Origin of the sequence: Burkholderia sp. BCC0405 (genome assembly GCF_902833075.1) — a bacterium.
Lineage (GTDB): Bacteria > Pseudomonadota > Gammaproteobacteria > Burkholderiales > Burkholderiaceae > Burkholderia.
In genome coordinates this window covers 105210-119792 of sequence record NZ_CADFEO010000003.1, presented here as the reverse complement: position 1 = coordinate 119792, position 14583 = coordinate 105210, and the positions used below count along the sequence as shown (strand labels likewise).

Below are 14583 nucleotides of genomic sequence, written 5' to 3'. Positions count from 1 at the left end.
GGCGGACAGCCGGGCGCGGCCTGCCCGCATGCGCGATTGCCCATCGCAACCCGCAACGCCCTTCGTAAGGCATCGCACCCGCCGCGACGGTCGCGGCGCGCCGCTTACTGACGCACCGGCTTCTTCGCGAGCTTGCGCTGCAGCGTGCGGCGGTGCATGTTCAGCGCGCGCGCCGTCGCCGAAATATTGTTGTTGTTCTCGGCCAGCACGCGCTGGATGTGCTCCCATTCGAGCCGGTCGACCGACAGCACGACCGGATTCTCCAGCGCTTCGTCGGCCTGCACTTCGGTCGCGTTGGTCTGCAGCGCGGCCAGGATCGACTCGACGTTCGCGGGCTTCGCGAGATAGTTGTCGGCGCCTTCCTTCACCGCCTGCACGGCCGTCGCGATGCTCGCGTAGCCGGTCAGCACCAGGATCCGCGCGTCGGGCTGCAGGTCGCACAGCGGCGCGATCAGGCTCAGGCCCGAGTCCTCGCCGAGATGCAGGTCGACGGTGATGAACTGGAACTTGCCGCCTGCGGCGAGCCGGAGCGCCGCCTCCTTGTCGTGCGCCTGCTGGACCGCATAACCGCGGCGCTCGAGGCCGCGCGCGAGCGTGCCCGCGAACACCTCGTTGTCGTCGATCACCAGGAAATTGTTCTCGCTCATGTGGTTTCTCCGTCTACGTGTTGGTTGAGGCGGCCGACGCCGCGACGCGCACGGCCGGCAGCCGCAGCACGGCCCGCGTGCCGCGCGCGGCGGTCGTGCCGGCCGGGCGGCTGTCCGGTGCGCCGGTTGTCCGTTCGACCAGGCGCTGGCCCGCGCGCTGTGCCGATCCTGCCGCGGCGTGACCATTCGCCGCACTGCCGGCCCGCCCGTTGCCGCCTGCCGCGCGCGGCACGACATCGGACAGCTCGATCTCGCCGCCGAGCCGCGCGGCCGCGCTGAACGCGAGATACAGGCCGACCCCGTGCCCGCCCTGCGTGCTGTCGACCGGCATCGCGCCGAGCGATTCACGCAACGAGGCCGGGATGCCGGGCCCGTCGTCGCATACCTCGAATTCGATCTCGTCGGCCGCGCCGGCGTGCGCGACCTTCGCGGCCAGCGTCACGCGCTGCGGGCTCGCGCGCGCGGCGTTGTCGAGCAGGATCGTCAGGATCTGGCCGGCCGCGACCGTGTCGTCGAGCGCGACGCCCGCCGGGCGCGCGCCGAGCAGCTCGAACTGCACGTGCGGATGCCGCAGGCGCCAGTGCTCGACGAACGTGTCGAGCCAGTCGTCCACCGGCTGGCGGCTCGCGGGGGCGCTCGCACGGCTGCGCAGGCGCGCGAGCGCCGACGTGCAGAGCGTCATCTGTTCCTCGAGCACCTTCAGGTCGGCTTCATAGCGGGCCAGCCCCGGATCGGCGCGTGCAGCGTCGCGCAGCTCTTCGGCGAGCATCGCGATCGTCGACAGCGGCGTGCCCATCTCGTGCGCGACGGTGGCGGCCTGCACACCGAGCGCGACCGCCCGCTCGTCGCGCAGCAGGCGCTGCTGCGCTTCGCCGAGCGCCGAATCGCGCTGGCGCAGCGCATTCGACATGCGCGCGACGAACCAGGCGATCAGGCCGACGCTGACCATGAAGTTCGCCCACATCCCGGTACGGTAGTAGTCGAACAGGTTCGCGGGATTGTCCATGTTGAGCGGCACCGAGTCGAAACCGAGCGCCGCGTAGCACGCGACCGCGAACGCCGCGAGCCAGATCATCAGGTGCCACGGCAGCACGGCCGCCGCGATCGCGAGCGAAGGCAGGTACAGCGACACGAACGGATTGGTCGTGCCGCCCGACAGGAACAGCAGCGCGGACAGCGCACCGAGGTCGACCCACAGCTGGCCGAGCAGCTCGAAATTGGTCTCGGGCCGCGCACGCAGCACACGCACCCAGGTCAACGCGTTGAAAACGATTTCGAGCGCGATGACCATCAGCATCGCCGGCAACGGCAGATGCGCGCCGAAATAAGTCTGCACGACGCCGATCGTCACCAGCTGGCCGATGATCGCGAGATTGCGGAGCCAGAACAGGTGACTGAGGTTGACGCGCCCGGTGGTGGTGATTCGTTGCATCCAAGCAGTTTACCCGTTTAGCGGGCGGCGCCTCTAGCGGGGCCGGATCGGCGGGCGGCGAACGGGACGCCCCGCGTGCGCGGCCGATGCCGTCAGCCAGCCGCGCCGGCCATCCGCTGCGCGATTTCGTCGGCCAGGCACTCGGGGCACCGGCAACGCGCGCCGACGACGGGCGGTGTGCCGCCGGGCAAGACCGGCATCGACGCGCACCAGCATTCGAACGGCTGCGTGCGGGCGCCGCAGTCGAAGCTGCGCCCGCAGTGCGGGCACCGCGCGCGGCGCGGGGCGGAACAGGCGTCGGCGGCAGAATCGGTCATGGCAAAAGCGCTCGAGCGGGCGGGAAGCCGCCCTACGCGACAAGCATAGCGCGGCGAACGGATTTTGCACGCCGGCCGTTCGGCCGATGGCCATCGCGAATGCTCGCGAACCACCCCGCCTCCACTGCCGTCACACCGCTGCCCGCACCACTGCCAGCACCCCTGCCCGTATCGCGGCGCACATCGCGCCGCGCCATAGCCGGCGGGCCGCCGCGTGCGGCGCCCGGGCCGCGCCGCCAGTGTTCCGGCCCGCCCAAAAACCCGATGCTGCGCTGCGCCACTCCTGTACAATTCGCCGTGTTTCAACCGTTCCCAGCCAGAGCCGCCGCCATGTCCGAGCCCATCGACCTCTCGCAGATCGCCCCCACGCTGAAAGCAGAAATCCTCGCCGAGGCGCTGCCGTACATCCGCCGTTACCACGGCAAGACCGTGGTCATCAAATACGGCGGCAACGCGATGACGGAAGAGCGGCTCAAGCAAGGCTTCGCGCGCGACGTGATCCTGCTGAAACTGGTCGGCATCAACCCGGTGATCGTCCACGGCGGCGGTCCGCAGATCGATCAGGCGCTGAAGAAGATCGGCAAGGCCGGCACCTTCATCCAGGGCATGCGCGTCACCGACGAAGAGACGATGGAAGTCGTCGAATGGGTGCTGGGCGGGGAAGTGCAGCAGGACATCGTGACGCTGATCAACCACTTCGGCGGCCACGCGGTGGGCCTGACGGGCAAGGACGGCGGCCTGATCCACGCACGCAAGCTGCTGATGCCGGACCGCGACAACCCGGGCCAGACCATCGACATCGGCCAGGTCGGCGAAGTCGAGGCGATCAATCCGGCGGTCGTGAAGGCGCTGCAGGACGACGCATTCATCCCGGTGATCTCGCCGATCGGCTTCGGCGAAGACGGCCTGTCGTACAACATCAACGCCGACCTCGTCGCGGGCAAGCTCGCCACCGTGCTGAACGCCGAGAAGCTGCTGATGATGACCAACATCCCGGGCGTGATGGACAAGGACGGCAACCTGCTGACCGATTTGTCCGCGCGCGAGATCGACGCGCTGTTCGAGGACGGCACGATCTCCGGCGGCATGCTGCCGAAGATCTCGTCGGCGCTCGACGCGGCGAAGAGCGGCGTGAAGTCGGTGCACATCGTCGACGGCCGGATCGAGCACTCGGTACTGCTGGAAATCCTGACCGAGCAACCGTTCGGCACGATGATCCGCTCGCATTGAGCGCGCGCCGCAAGACCGCCAGCCCCGACCTGCCGGCCCCGCTGCGGCGCCGGCGCATCTCGCGCAGCCGGCCGCGCGCCGGCGCGCCCGTCTGGCTGTTCGATCTCGACAACACGCTGCACCACGCGTCGCACGCGATCTTTCCCGAGATCAACCGTGCGATGACGCAGTACATCATCGATGCGCTCAAGGTCGAGCGCGCCGAAGCCGACCGCTTGCGCACCGGCTATACCGAGCGCTACGGCGCCGCGCTCCTCGGCCTCACGCGCCATCATCCGATCGATCCGCACGACTTCCTGCGCGCGGTCCATACGTTCGCCGATCTCCCCGCGATGGTACGCGCCGAGCGCGGCCTCGCGCACATCATCGCCGCGCTGCCGGGCCGCAAGTTCGTGCTGACCAACGCACCGGAGAACTATGCGCGCGCGGTGCTGCGCGAGTTGCGCATCGAGCGGCTGTTCGAGCGCGTGATCGCGATCGAGCACATGCGCGACCGCCGCACGTGGCGCGCGAAACCTGACCACATGATGCTGCGCCGAACGCTGCGCGCCGTGCATGCGCGGATGACCGACGCGATCCTCGTCGAGGACACGCGCGGCCACCTGAAGCGCTACAAGCGCCTCGGCATCGGCACGGTCTGGATTACCGGCCATCTTCCCGGCCACCTGCCGGGTACCGGCCGCCCGCATTATGTCGACCAGCGGATTCATTCGTTAAAATCGCTGCGACTGGGCACTCGATCGGGGCGACAGAAATGCAGCCGACTCACCCGCAGGACCACGCCGTAACGGAAGACCAGGCCACGCCGTCCCGCCCGCGCCCGAAGCCGGGCGAGCGCCGCGTGATGATCCTGCAGACGCTCGCGACGATGCTCGAGGCGCCGAAACGCGAGAAGATCACGACGGCCGCGCTCGCGGCCCGGCTCGACGTGTCGGAAGCGGCGCTGTACCGCCATTTCCCGAGCAAGGCGAAGATGTACGAAGGGCTGATCGAGTTCATCGAGCAGTCGCTGTTCGGGCTCGTCAACCAGATCGTCGAGAAGGAACCGAACGGCGTGCTGCAAGCACGCACGATCGCGCTGACGATGCTCAATTTCGCCGCGAAGAACCCCGGGATGACACGCGTGCTGACTGGCGAGGCGCTGGTCGGCGAGGACGAGCGCCTCACCGAGCGCATGAACCAGTTGCTCGACCGCATCGAAGCGACCGTCAAGCAGTGCCTGAGGGTTGCGCACACGGAAGCGAATGCGCCCGACGGCGCGGCGCCGTTCACGCTACCGGCCGATTACGATCCCGCGGCACGGGCGAGCCTGCTCGTCAGCTACGTGATCGGCAGGTGGCACCGCTTCGCGAAAGGCGGGTTCCAGAAATCGCCCGGCGAGCAGGCCGACGCGCATTTGCGGCTGATCCTGCAATGAATGCGTGACACGGGTTGCGGCCAAGCGGCCTCGCACCCGGTGGCATTGTGCGAATCACCACTCCGTCACGCGCAGATGGTCGGTCAGGCGAACCGACGCCGCCACCGCATTGCCATCCCCCGACGCCGGTAGCAACTGGTGCGCTTCCCAGCGCTTCAGCTCGACCTGCAACGATCGCAATGACTCTCCGCAAGGCCAGTCGGCGCCGCATTGGTCCGGCGCTGCCGATACGGATGCAATTGCCGGCACCTCCGGCCGAGGCGCTGCCGGCACGAGAGGCAATGCGGCCCTCGCGGCTACGGGTCGCGCGGCGTCCTGTTCGCGGCTGTGCGTGCCCGCCATGCCGGGCCGCCGGGGCGGTGTCGGCCGCGACACCGGTACCGTGTGCCCGTCCGCTGCGCGCGCCAGACGGGATGATGCGTCCAACCGATTGACGGACGGCGCAGGTGGCAACGCAGAAACCGGCGCTGATACCGAAGCCGGCGTTGGATGCGGCGCCGGGGCCACCTCGGGGGCCGCCGCAACGACCGATGCGGGCGCCGCATTCCCCGCGGGCAGGCGTCCCCGCGCCTCGTGGCCGAACTCAGCCCCGCGGTCGGCCAGCATCACACCGAGCAGCGCCATCAACGCCGCGCCGAGCAATGCGCCGCCGACCGCCGCCGACACGGCGCGACCACGCGGCGGCGGCTTGCGACTCCATGCAAGATTGTCGTGCCCGAAGTCAGCCGCGCACGCATCGGTGGCAACAGCTACACCTCGACTCGAGCGCTCCACCGATAGATAGACCGTCCCCGGCGAGAGGCGAGCGAAGCGATCCGTGACGTTGTGCCGGACACCATAGGGCGCTGGCAGATAGGAGGCTGCCCTCGGCGGCGGCACTGCAAACCAGTTCTCGATCGATCCAGGATTCATGGTTTCCCTCATGGCCCGGCCGGTGCCGGACACGACGTGACGCGTCATCCTTCACGCAGCCATTGCACGAGCATGCCGGCCGATGCGTAGCCGCGTAGCGTAGCGGCGTAGCCGTCGAACCGGTACGCCACCTCGTTGACGCGATTGTTGTAGTCGTCGTTTTCGGCGATCAGCACGTCCAGCAACGAGCGGCGCCCGAGGTGATACCACTGGTCGAAGAACGCATTGCGCACGCGTGCCGACTCCACCGACAGGTCGCGATATTGATCCGCGCGCTCGCCGAACGCGTGCGCGTCCTCCTCGGCACTGCGCACCTGATATTCCAGATCCAGGCGCATTTGTTCGACCTGACGCCAGCTCGCCGATGCACGGAACGTCGCCGCGTTCGTCGCCGCAGTCGTGGCGCCGCCCGTGAACGCGTTCCACGTCAGCGTAAGCATGGTCTGCCAAGGCATCCGGCGCCCGATGGCGTCGTGTCCGGTATTCGTGCTGACGACCCAGTTCAGTTGCGGCTTCGATGCCGCCCGCACCGCATCCCGGTTCAGTTCGGCCGCGCTGGCCTCCGCACGCGCCTGCCGCAGCCGTGGATTCTCGTCGAGCGCGGACGTCAGCCGGTCGAGATTGCCTGGATGCAGCGGCCAGTGCGCATCCATCGGAATCGGCACCGGCCGTTCACCTACCAGCTTGCGCAGATTCAGCTCGACGATTCGGCATTTCGCGAGCGCCGCATCGCGACTCGCCTCGGCCTGCAATAAACGGGCCTTCGCCTGCGTAAGCTCGCTGCCGCGACCGCGATCGACCGCGACGATTTCCTCGAGCATCCGCACGAGGCGCGTCATCCGGTCGACGAAGCGCTGACTCAACGTGGCGATGTTGCGCTGTTTCGAGAGCTCGACGAGGGTAGCCGCGACCTGATAGGCGGAATCCTCCATCTGCGCGACGTAGCGCTCCTGCCCTGCGCTCGCGAGATCCCGCCGACTGCCGATCGCTTTCTCGGTGCGCCCCCAGTCGAACAGCGTCGTCGTCAGGTTCACGCTCAGCGCGTTGCCCGGATCATATGCGCTGCCGGCGTTCGAGCCGAACTGCGCGGCACGCGTCTGGCCATTCAATTGCAATTGCGGCCAACGCGCCCCCTTCGCCTGATCGACGTCCGCCTGCGCCGCCTGGTACTCCGCGTAAAGGCGCCGCACCTGCGGACTGACGTCGACGGCCGCTTCCGCCGCGGCATACAGCATCTGCCGCAATTCGCGCTCCGTCATCTCGCGCCCGGGGGCCGGAGCCGACGCGGGATCGTCCTGCGTCAGCGCGGATGCCCCCGTGCGGCCGTCGGCCCCGGCGGACATAGCGTGCCCCTCCGTCGATGCCGATGCCGCCGCACCACGCGGCGAAACGGTATCGGCAGCGCGCGCGGTCCCGGCCGGTTGCCACATCGCCAACACGAGCAGTACGGCCGATGCGGCGACACGAAGCGCCGCGCGAGATTCGCGCGCATCGATGCGCGCGCAGACCATTCGAAATCCGTTCATGCTCAACGCTCCCTGAAGGCCTCACGGGCCTTGAAGATCGGCTTGAGCAGGTAATCGAGCACCGTCTTCTCGCCGGTGCGGATATCGACCGTCGCCTGCATGCCCGGCAATACCGGCAGACGCGTGCCCGCCGCGACGAGCGCGTCCGAATCCGTCTCGACCATGAGCCGGTAGTAGTTCGCGTCGGGACGCCCCATCGCCGCCTTCTGATCGTCCTTCAACGTATCCGGACCCAGGCTGGCGACGTGCCCGTGCAACCCGCCGTAGATCGCGAAGTCGTACGCGCTCAGCTTGACGAGCACCGGCAACCCCGGCCGCAGAAACGCCACATCGGATGGCTTGATCCGCGCTTCGACCAGCACACGACCGTCGAGAGGCGCGATTTCCATGATGTGTTCGCCCGGCTGCACGACGCCGCCCGCCGTACGGATGCGGATGTTCTTCACGACGCCGCGCATCGGCGCGACGACGTCGGTGCGCGCCAGCACGTCCGCCCGCCCGACCAGCACCTCGTTAGTTTGCGCGAGCTCCTGCTCGAGCCGCGACAACTCGGTACTCGCATCCGCGGTGAAACGGCTCCGGCGCTCGGCGATCTGCGCGTCGATGTCCGTCTCCTGACGCCGCATGCGCAGGATCTCGACTTCCGAGACCAGCCCCTTCGCCGCGAGCGGCTCCGCCATCGCGATCTCGCGCCGGACCAGCGCCCGGCTCTGCGTCAACGCAGCCACCTGCCCGTCGAGCGCCTGGCGGCGCGCACGGTAGGTGCCAGTAGCCTGCGCGACGAGGCCGGGTTCACGCCGCACGTCCTCCGGAAAAGCCAGCGCCCCCCCATAGGCCTCGGCGCGCGCACGCGACACGTTCGCCTTCAGTTCCAGCGCCTTGCTCAACGCTTCGCGATAGCTCGATTGCGCGCGAGCCGGATCGATCTTCGCGAGCAACTGCCCCTTTTCGACCACGTCGCCCTCACGCACCGCCACGGTCTGGACGATGCCACCCTCAAGACTCTGGATCCATTGTTCGCGGCTCGGCGAGACGACCGTCGCGTCGCTGCGCGTGACCTCCTCGACGCGTGCGAAGTGCGCCCATACCAGCCCGGCGCCGAGCACTACGGCGACCACATAGAGAATCCGCTGCGCGCCTGCGGACGAGCGCACGAGCAGCGCCTCGCGGAGGTCGCTCATGTACGCGACGTCGCCCGTCCGCAGGCGTGGTGCCGGCTTGCGGCTCAGGATCGCTCGAATGCGCTGCATCATGATGCCTCCGCAACCGGCGCCGGCTGCGCAACGGCGGCCGCTTGATTCGCGGCCGGCGCGCCGGCTCCGGCGCCCCGCTCGACCACGCGGACCTTTGTCGCGCGGCTTCGCTGCGACTCGGGCGGCGCATGACGCTCGCCTGTCTCGGGCTGCCCCGACAGCGCCGCCAGCACCTGCGCCTTTTCTCCGTCCATCACGACCTTGCCCTGATCGACGATCACGATCCGGTCGACCAGCGTCAGCAGCGAGGTGCGGTGCGTCACCACGACCAGCGTCTGGCCAGCGCTCGCCTGTTTCAGATGCTCGATGAAGAGCGACTCCGTCTGCGTGTCCATCGCGCTCGTCGGCTCGTCGAGCAACAGCGTTCGCGGACGCGCGATCAGGCTGCGGGCCAGCGCGACAAGCTGGCGCTGCCCGCCCGACAGATCGCGGCCGTTTTCCCCGACCTGCAGGTTCACACCGAGCGGATGCCGAGCGACCAGCGCATCGAGCCCGGTCAGTTGCAGCACGCGCAGCAGTTCCGTGGCCGGTACGTCGGGACGGCCGATCGTCACGTTCTCACGCAGTGAACCGTAGAACAGCCGGCTGTCCTGGCCGACGTAGCCGAAGGCCCGGCGCCAGTCGGCCGGCGCGATCTGCGCGGCATCGAGCCCATCGGCGAGCAGCTTGCCCTCCGTCGGCTGATAAAGGCGTGCGATCATCCGCAGCAGCGTCGATTTCCCGCTGCCGACCCGGCCAAGGATCGCGACGCGTTCACCGGGCCGGATCTCCACCGACACCTGATCCAGCGCCGGCGCGTTTTGCTGCAGGCCAGCCGCCGGATACGCGAACGACACGCCGTCAAGCTTCACGTGGCCGCTGAGCGGAGGCTGCGCCAGATAATCCTGCCCCGGTTCGTGCTCGACCGGCATCGCCATCAGTTCGTTGAGCGAATGCATGGCAGTCTTCGCCTGCTGAAAACGCAGCGCGAGTCCCATCACCTGGCTGAGCGGCGCCGTCACGCGGCCGGCCAGCATCACGGAGCCGATCAGCGCGCCCTGGGTGAGCGTGCCTTCGCCGATCAGATACACGCCGAAAATCACGATCACAACTGTCTGCATCTGCTGCAGGAACGAGACGCAACTGGTCGCCATGCTGGAAAGCTGGCGAGACTGCATCGACGCGGCTGCCGTCTTCGCACTGAACGCGTCCCAGCGATGCCGCATCGCGCCTTCGCCGCCGACGGCCTTCAGTGTCTCGAGCCCGTCGATCGACTCGATCAGCACGCCCTGCTTGAGCGACGCTTCGCGCAGGTTTTCGCGCATCGCGCGCGCGAGCGGCCACTGCACGATCGCGCCAAGGCCGACGATCAGCGGGATCATCAGCAGCGGAATCCAGCCGAGCGGCCCGCCGACCGCAAACACCACGCCGACGAACAGGAATACGAACGGCAGATCGGACACCGCCGACAGCGTCGCCGACGTCGCGAAATCGCGCACCGACTCGAACTCGCGCAAACGGTGAGCGAAGGACCCAGCCGACGCCGGCCGGCGCTCCATCCGGATCGCCAGCGCCTGGCGGAACAGCAGGCTGCCGAGCACCAGATCGGCCTTCTTGCCTGCGGTATCGAGGACATGGGCGCGCACATGCCGCGACACCGCCTCCATCAGCATCGCGAGCGCGACGCCGATCGCGAGTGACCAGAGCGTCACGTACGCCTGATTCGGGACGACACGATCGTAGACGTTCATCGTGAAGAACACGCTGGCGAGGCCCAGCACGTTGATCAGGAATGCCCCGACCGCCGCACTCGCGTAATAGCTGCGATAGCGCCACAGCGTTCGCAGCAGCCAGTGCCCGGCCGGTTCGGCCGGCAGGTCGTCCGGACGTGCGTCGACCTTCGCCGCCGGCTTCACGAGAATCGCGTAGCCCGCATAGGCGTCGCTCAATTCCGCGGCCGTGCATTCGACCGGCATCCCGCCGAGTTCGGGCAGCACGGCGCGATACCGGATGCGTGCGTCGTCCTCCCCCGAGTCGTCGATGCGCCACCCGAGCAGCACGCACGCGCTGCCGTTGCGGCGTAGCAGTACGACCGGCAGCAGGTGTTCGGGCAAGTGCACCAACGAGCGCTCCACCAGCTTCGCCGCAAGACCGGCCTGCGTCAGCGCCTCGATCGCAAGCGACGGCGTCAGCGCGCCATACCGGGCGAGACCGGACGTCAGGACTGCATGGCTTCTTCCGACACCGTAGTGATCGCAAAGCCACGCGATCGAATCGAGCAAGCTGTCGTGCGTGATGGCGTCGGGCAAAATCGCCTCGTTGGCGCCATCGGCACTGGAGGGTTGAGCATTCATATCGAAACGGACCATGCGGCCGTTGTTCGGCCACGAGAATTCACGGGAGACCCTGGAGGCACGCCGAGGTACGGCTACTGCGCTTGCACAGCGGGACGGACAGGCCGAGCACGCAGGCACGGCCAGATCGGCGATCGCATCGCCAGCCGAAAGCGTGTGACGGCTGCTATCGATGGGATCGCGATTGGAAGGAAACAACTTTACGGAATGTGTCTGCGCGCCAAAATGGGACAAGACCTAAAGAAAATCCCAGCCAGTAGAGACAAGTTCGAATTCCGATTTCAAATGTGGGCTGAACACGGGTCTGCCCGGAGGCTTGCAGAAAAGCACGACTCTCGAAGGAAATCCGGCTTGCCCCGCCGGTACACCGAATGCAACGAGCGCCCGAAACGCACCGGGGTGCGTTTCGGGACAGCGCCGGCATATCAGACCAGGCTGGTCGTCACAGCCGCCTGCACCAGCAATTCGACGTTCAGCGCCGTATTCTCGTAAACGACGTAGGCCATGCCGTTGATCGCCACCATCCCCTGATTCGTCCAGCGACCGTCATTGATACCGGTCATGCCCGACAATTCGACGCGGTCGCCCGCATTGCCGTTCACCATCATCTGCGTATGGCCATCGGTACGGAACACGTCTGCGTGACCCAGTTCCAGCACATCACGCATCGACAGCTTCAGCACGTTGTCGCCCGTACCCGTGATATCGATGATCTCGATCGAAGAAAGCTTGTCGCTGTGGCCCTGCCCAAGCAATTTCGACAAGTCCAACGTTTGATTGGCGCCCGTCAGCTCAAGCGTGTCGATCCCCGCTCCACCGTGGATTCCCGCACCGGGCTTGTCGAGATACCGGACATCGGAGAGGTTGAAAACATCGTTGCCGGCGCCACCGTGATAGGCATCGGAAAGCTCGACGACGATCTGATGGTCGTGGATTGCGTCCACGCCGGTCTTCCACGCCCCGCTATTGGAATTATTCACGCCCTTGTCAAACACGAAATTGTCAAGATAGAACGAGTTGTAGCCGTTGAAACTATTTCCGGCCTTCATGGACGTAATCTTGATCGATGCGATCTCGCTCCCCTCCGGCGCAATAAAGGTTTTCGTCGTCCAGTTAAAATCCTGCAGATTCATACTGCCCAGGCTTTTTCCGTTCTTGTCAAAGAAATACATCACCGCCGGGTTACGCATCACTTCGGTGGGACTGACCGGGGCATTCTTGTAGTCGAAATCGAATCGATGCGCGGTAAAGCCCTGGAAATCGATCGTGATGCCGCCACCGAAAGAGAGATATCCGTTCGAGATCCCAGCACCTGAGGTCGATGAGTTCGACGTGCTGCCGTTGGGATGCATGGTCTTCGTCACCTTCAGGCCGTCGTAAGTAATCGAGTTTCCGACAAAGATGAGATCCATCTTCACGCCGTCGAAATTGAGCGACCGGGCCTCCCATTGAGCCCATCGCCACTCCGACGAGTTTCCGCTCTGATCGACGATGGCAGCGTTGACTCTTGCGTTGCCGCTCCAGTCAGCACCCAATGCGTTCTGCACGTCCTTCGGAATCGTCACGCCGACCACGCCAGCCGATATCTCGCTGCTCGTCAGCGCATGTTCCACCGTGTAGTTTCCGATAATGATCTTGACGATATCGCCAGCGATCGCCCCCGTTCCGGTGATGCCGACATGAACGACACCCGTCGCCGAATCGAACGTCAGGCTGCCCGGCGCGTCGGGCGCCTTCGTGTCCAGCATCACGTCGTACGTGGTCGACTCGCCTGCCACGCCGTCGCCATTGACCACCCGCGTCTGGATCGTCCAGTTGCCCGCATGCGCATTCGGGTCGATCGCCACCCACGTGCCGTCCGACTTCATCAACGCGTCAATCCATGTCCGGCCGCCGTCCGTCGACACCTGCACCTTCTCGCCCGCCTTCAACGCCGCCGTCAGATGGCCGTTCAATAACCGCCCTGCCGTGCCGTCGTTCGTCAATCTGTCGAAGTTGAAGTTGCCGCTGTCCCGCCCCATGTCGTCCAGCATCGCCTTCGTGGTCGGCACCGGCGGCGCCACTGGCCCCACCGTCACATCAAACCCCTCCGACCTCACGCTCGTGTTTCCCGCCGGATCCATCGCCGACACCGTCAGCGCATGCGTGCCGTTCGACAAACCGGACGGCAGCTGGAACGCCCACGTGCCGTCGATATTTGTCGTCGTCGTACCCAGCAGCGTCGTGCCGTCGTAGATCGTCACCGTCGAATACGCTTCCGCGCGACCCGACAGCATGGGCGACGTGCCCTCCGTCGCCGCTTCGATCTTCGGCTGCGACGGCGGCGTCACGTCCACCTGAATGCCATACGACGTCGACGGCACACTCCAGCCCGCGTCGTTGCTCGCGCGCACCGTCAGGCGATACTCGCCGTCCGACAGCGCCTGCGGCAACGAGAAACTCCAGGTTCCGTTCGGTTTGACGACGGCCGTTCCGACCTCGCGGCCGTCCACGAGGATATGAATGATCGATCCGACATCGCCGCGCCCGCTCATCGTCGGACTCGGGTCATTGGTGAGCCCGCCTTTCTCGATCACGCCGGTATGCGGCGGTACGTTGTCGGTCACTGCGTCGATCGTCGGACGCGACGGGCGCGTCGTTGCTTTCTGTTCTGCCATTTTTACTCTCTTGTATCGGTCCAGGATGTCCCGGAGCCATCCGGACCGTTCAATATTCGCTCCGCGGCAACCGCCACCGGTTGCCTCGGAACCGTCGATCCCCGTTCGTTATGCGGTCTCGAGTTCGATCTCGACGCGCCGGTTCTGCGCGCGCCCCTCGGCCGTCGCATTGCTCGCAACGGGCTCTGCCGCGCCCTTGCCGACGGTCGCGAAGTGGTCCGCACGCAGCCCGCCCGCGCGCAGGTACGTGGCCACCGCTCGCGCTCGCGCCTCGGACAGTCGAACGTTATGGGCGTGCGCCCCCTGCGAATCGGTGTAGCCCGTGACCGTCACGCGCTGAAACCGCGCATCGCGATTCACGTCCAGAAAGCGGTTGAGCGCCTGTCGCGCGCTCGGCGTCAGCGCCGCGCTGTCGAACGCGAAGTTCGCGCTGCCTTGCAGCAGCACCTGTCGCTGCGCAATCGGCGCAACGACCGGCTGCGGCTGCTCGACCGGTTGCGGTTGCGCGGCGACCGGCGGCTCGACGCGCGCCTGAGGCGGCACGCCGCACATGAAAGTCAGTTCACGCGGATCGCCCATTGCGGCGCCGCGACGCACGCGATCGACCGCTTGCAGCTGCGTGACCGGCTTGCCGGCGCAGAACTTCCGCGCGGCCGCCTCGCACGATTGCGTGCTGGACACCAGCCCCTCGCATGTCACGCGAAAGACCGGCGCCGCCTGATCGGGCGCCTTGATCGCCCGGACGGTATACGTCGGGCCCGATTGCGTCGTGCATGCGCTCAGCAGAACGACGAATGCGCCGAGCAAGCCCCGACGGACGAAGTGTTGTGGTTTGTTCATGATGATTCGGTCCGCTCGA

12 protein-coding genes are annotated in these 14583 nt (G+C 66.8%); 3 read left to right on the top strand and 9 right to left on the bottom strand.

Features of this window, described 5'->3' with window-relative positions:
• Nucleotides 1-104: 104 nt before the first annotated feature.
• The 3 genes from HWX36_RS05750 to HWX36_RS05740 all read right to left on the bottom strand — a co-directional run bounded on the left by HWX36_RS05750 (nt 105) and on the right by HWX36_RS05740 (nt 2396).
• Nucleotides 105-647 carry a response regulator transcription factor gene (locus HWX36_RS05750; RefSeq protein WP_021156278.1) on the bottom strand — a complete coding sequence of 181 codons (543 nt, stop codon included), beginning with the start codon at nt 645-647 and terminating at the stop codon, nt 105-107.
• A gap of 13 nt (nt 648-660) precedes the next feature.
• Nucleotides 661-2079 carry an ATP-binding protein gene (locus HWX36_RS05745; RefSeq protein ID WP_175951253.1) on the bottom strand — a complete coding sequence of 473 codons (1419 nt, stop codon included), beginning with the start codon at nt 2077-2079 and terminating at the stop codon, nt 661-663.
• Nucleotides 2080-2171: 92 nt separating this feature from the next.
• A complete protein-coding gene (locus HWX36_RS05740) occupies nt 2172-2396 on the bottom strand; it encodes a cysteine-rich CWC family protein (RefSeq protein ID WP_175951252.1) in 225 nt (74 codons plus the stop codon).
• 330 nt (nt 2397-2726) lie between these two features.
• On the opposite strand from HWX36_RS05740, the gene argB reads away from it, so the two are divergent.
• The 3 genes from argB to slmA are packed head-to-tail and all read left to right on the top strand — an operon-like array spanning nt 2727 to nt 5043.
• Nucleotides 2727-3626 carry an acetylglutamate kinase gene (argB, locus tag HWX36_RS05735; RefSeq protein WP_069257839.1) on the top strand — a complete coding sequence of 300 codons (900 nt, stop codon included), beginning with the start codon at nt 2727-2729 and terminating at the stop codon, nt 3624-3626.
• Nucleotides 3623-4414 carry a pyrimidine 5'-nucleotidase gene (locus tag HWX36_RS05730; RefSeq protein ID WP_175951251.1) on the top strand — a complete coding sequence of 264 codons (792 nt, stop codon included), beginning with the start codon at nt 3623-3625 and terminating at the stop codon, nt 4412-4414. Before argB ends, HWX36_RS05730 begins: the two co-directional genes overlap by 4 nt.
• Entirely contained in the window at nt 4381-5043 is a 663-nt protein-coding gene (gene slmA, locus HWX36_RS05725) for a nucleoid occlusion factor SlmA (protein ID WP_175951250.1), read from the top strand. The genes HWX36_RS05730 and slmA overlap by 34 nt, the downstream gene beginning before the upstream one ends.
• 54 nt (nt 5044-5097) lie before the next feature.
• Here the strand turns inward: slmA and HWX36_RS37590 are convergent, their stop codons facing one another.
• From HWX36_RS37590 to HWX36_RS05700, 6 genes are all read right to left on the bottom strand, one after another.
• Nucleotides 5098-5223, bottom strand: coding sequence for a hypothetical protein (locus HWX36_RS37590; RefSeq protein ID WP_279613379.1), 126 nt, complete (start codon nt 5221-5223; stop codon nt 5098-5100).
• A gap of 776 nt (nt 5224-5999) precedes the next feature.
• On the bottom strand, nt 6000-7481 hold the full coding sequence (locus tag HWX36_RS05720) for a TolC family protein (protein ID WP_244136330.1): 1482 nt from the start codon (nt 7479-7481) through the stop codon (nt 6000-6002).
• A gap of 2 nt (nt 7482-7483) precedes the next feature.
• Nucleotides 7484-8734 (bottom strand): HlyD family type I secretion periplasmic adaptor subunit, encoded by a 1251-nt coding sequence (locus tag HWX36_RS05715; protein WP_175951249.1) that lies wholly within the window; start codon nt 8732-8734, stop codon nt 7484-7486.
• Nucleotides 8731-11067, bottom strand: coding sequence for a type I secretion system permease/ATPase (locus tag HWX36_RS05710; protein WP_175951248.1), 2337 nt, complete (start codon nt 11065-11067; stop codon nt 8731-8733). The genes HWX36_RS05715 and HWX36_RS05710 overlap by 4 nt, the downstream gene beginning before the upstream one ends.
• Before the next feature lie 425 nt (nt 11068-11492).
• Nucleotides 11493-13724 (bottom strand): Ig-like domain-containing protein, encoded by a 2232-nt coding sequence (locus HWX36_RS05705; protein WP_175951247.1) that lies wholly within the window; start codon nt 13722-13724, stop codon nt 11493-11495.
• Between the two features lie 108 nt (nt 13725-13832).
• Nucleotides 13833-14564 carry an OmpA family protein gene (locus HWX36_RS05700; RefSeq protein ID WP_175951246.1) on the bottom strand — a complete coding sequence of 244 codons (732 nt, stop codon included), beginning with the start codon at nt 14562-14564 and terminating at the stop codon, nt 13833-13835.
• Between the last annotated feature and the right edge of the window lie 19 nt (nt 14565-14583).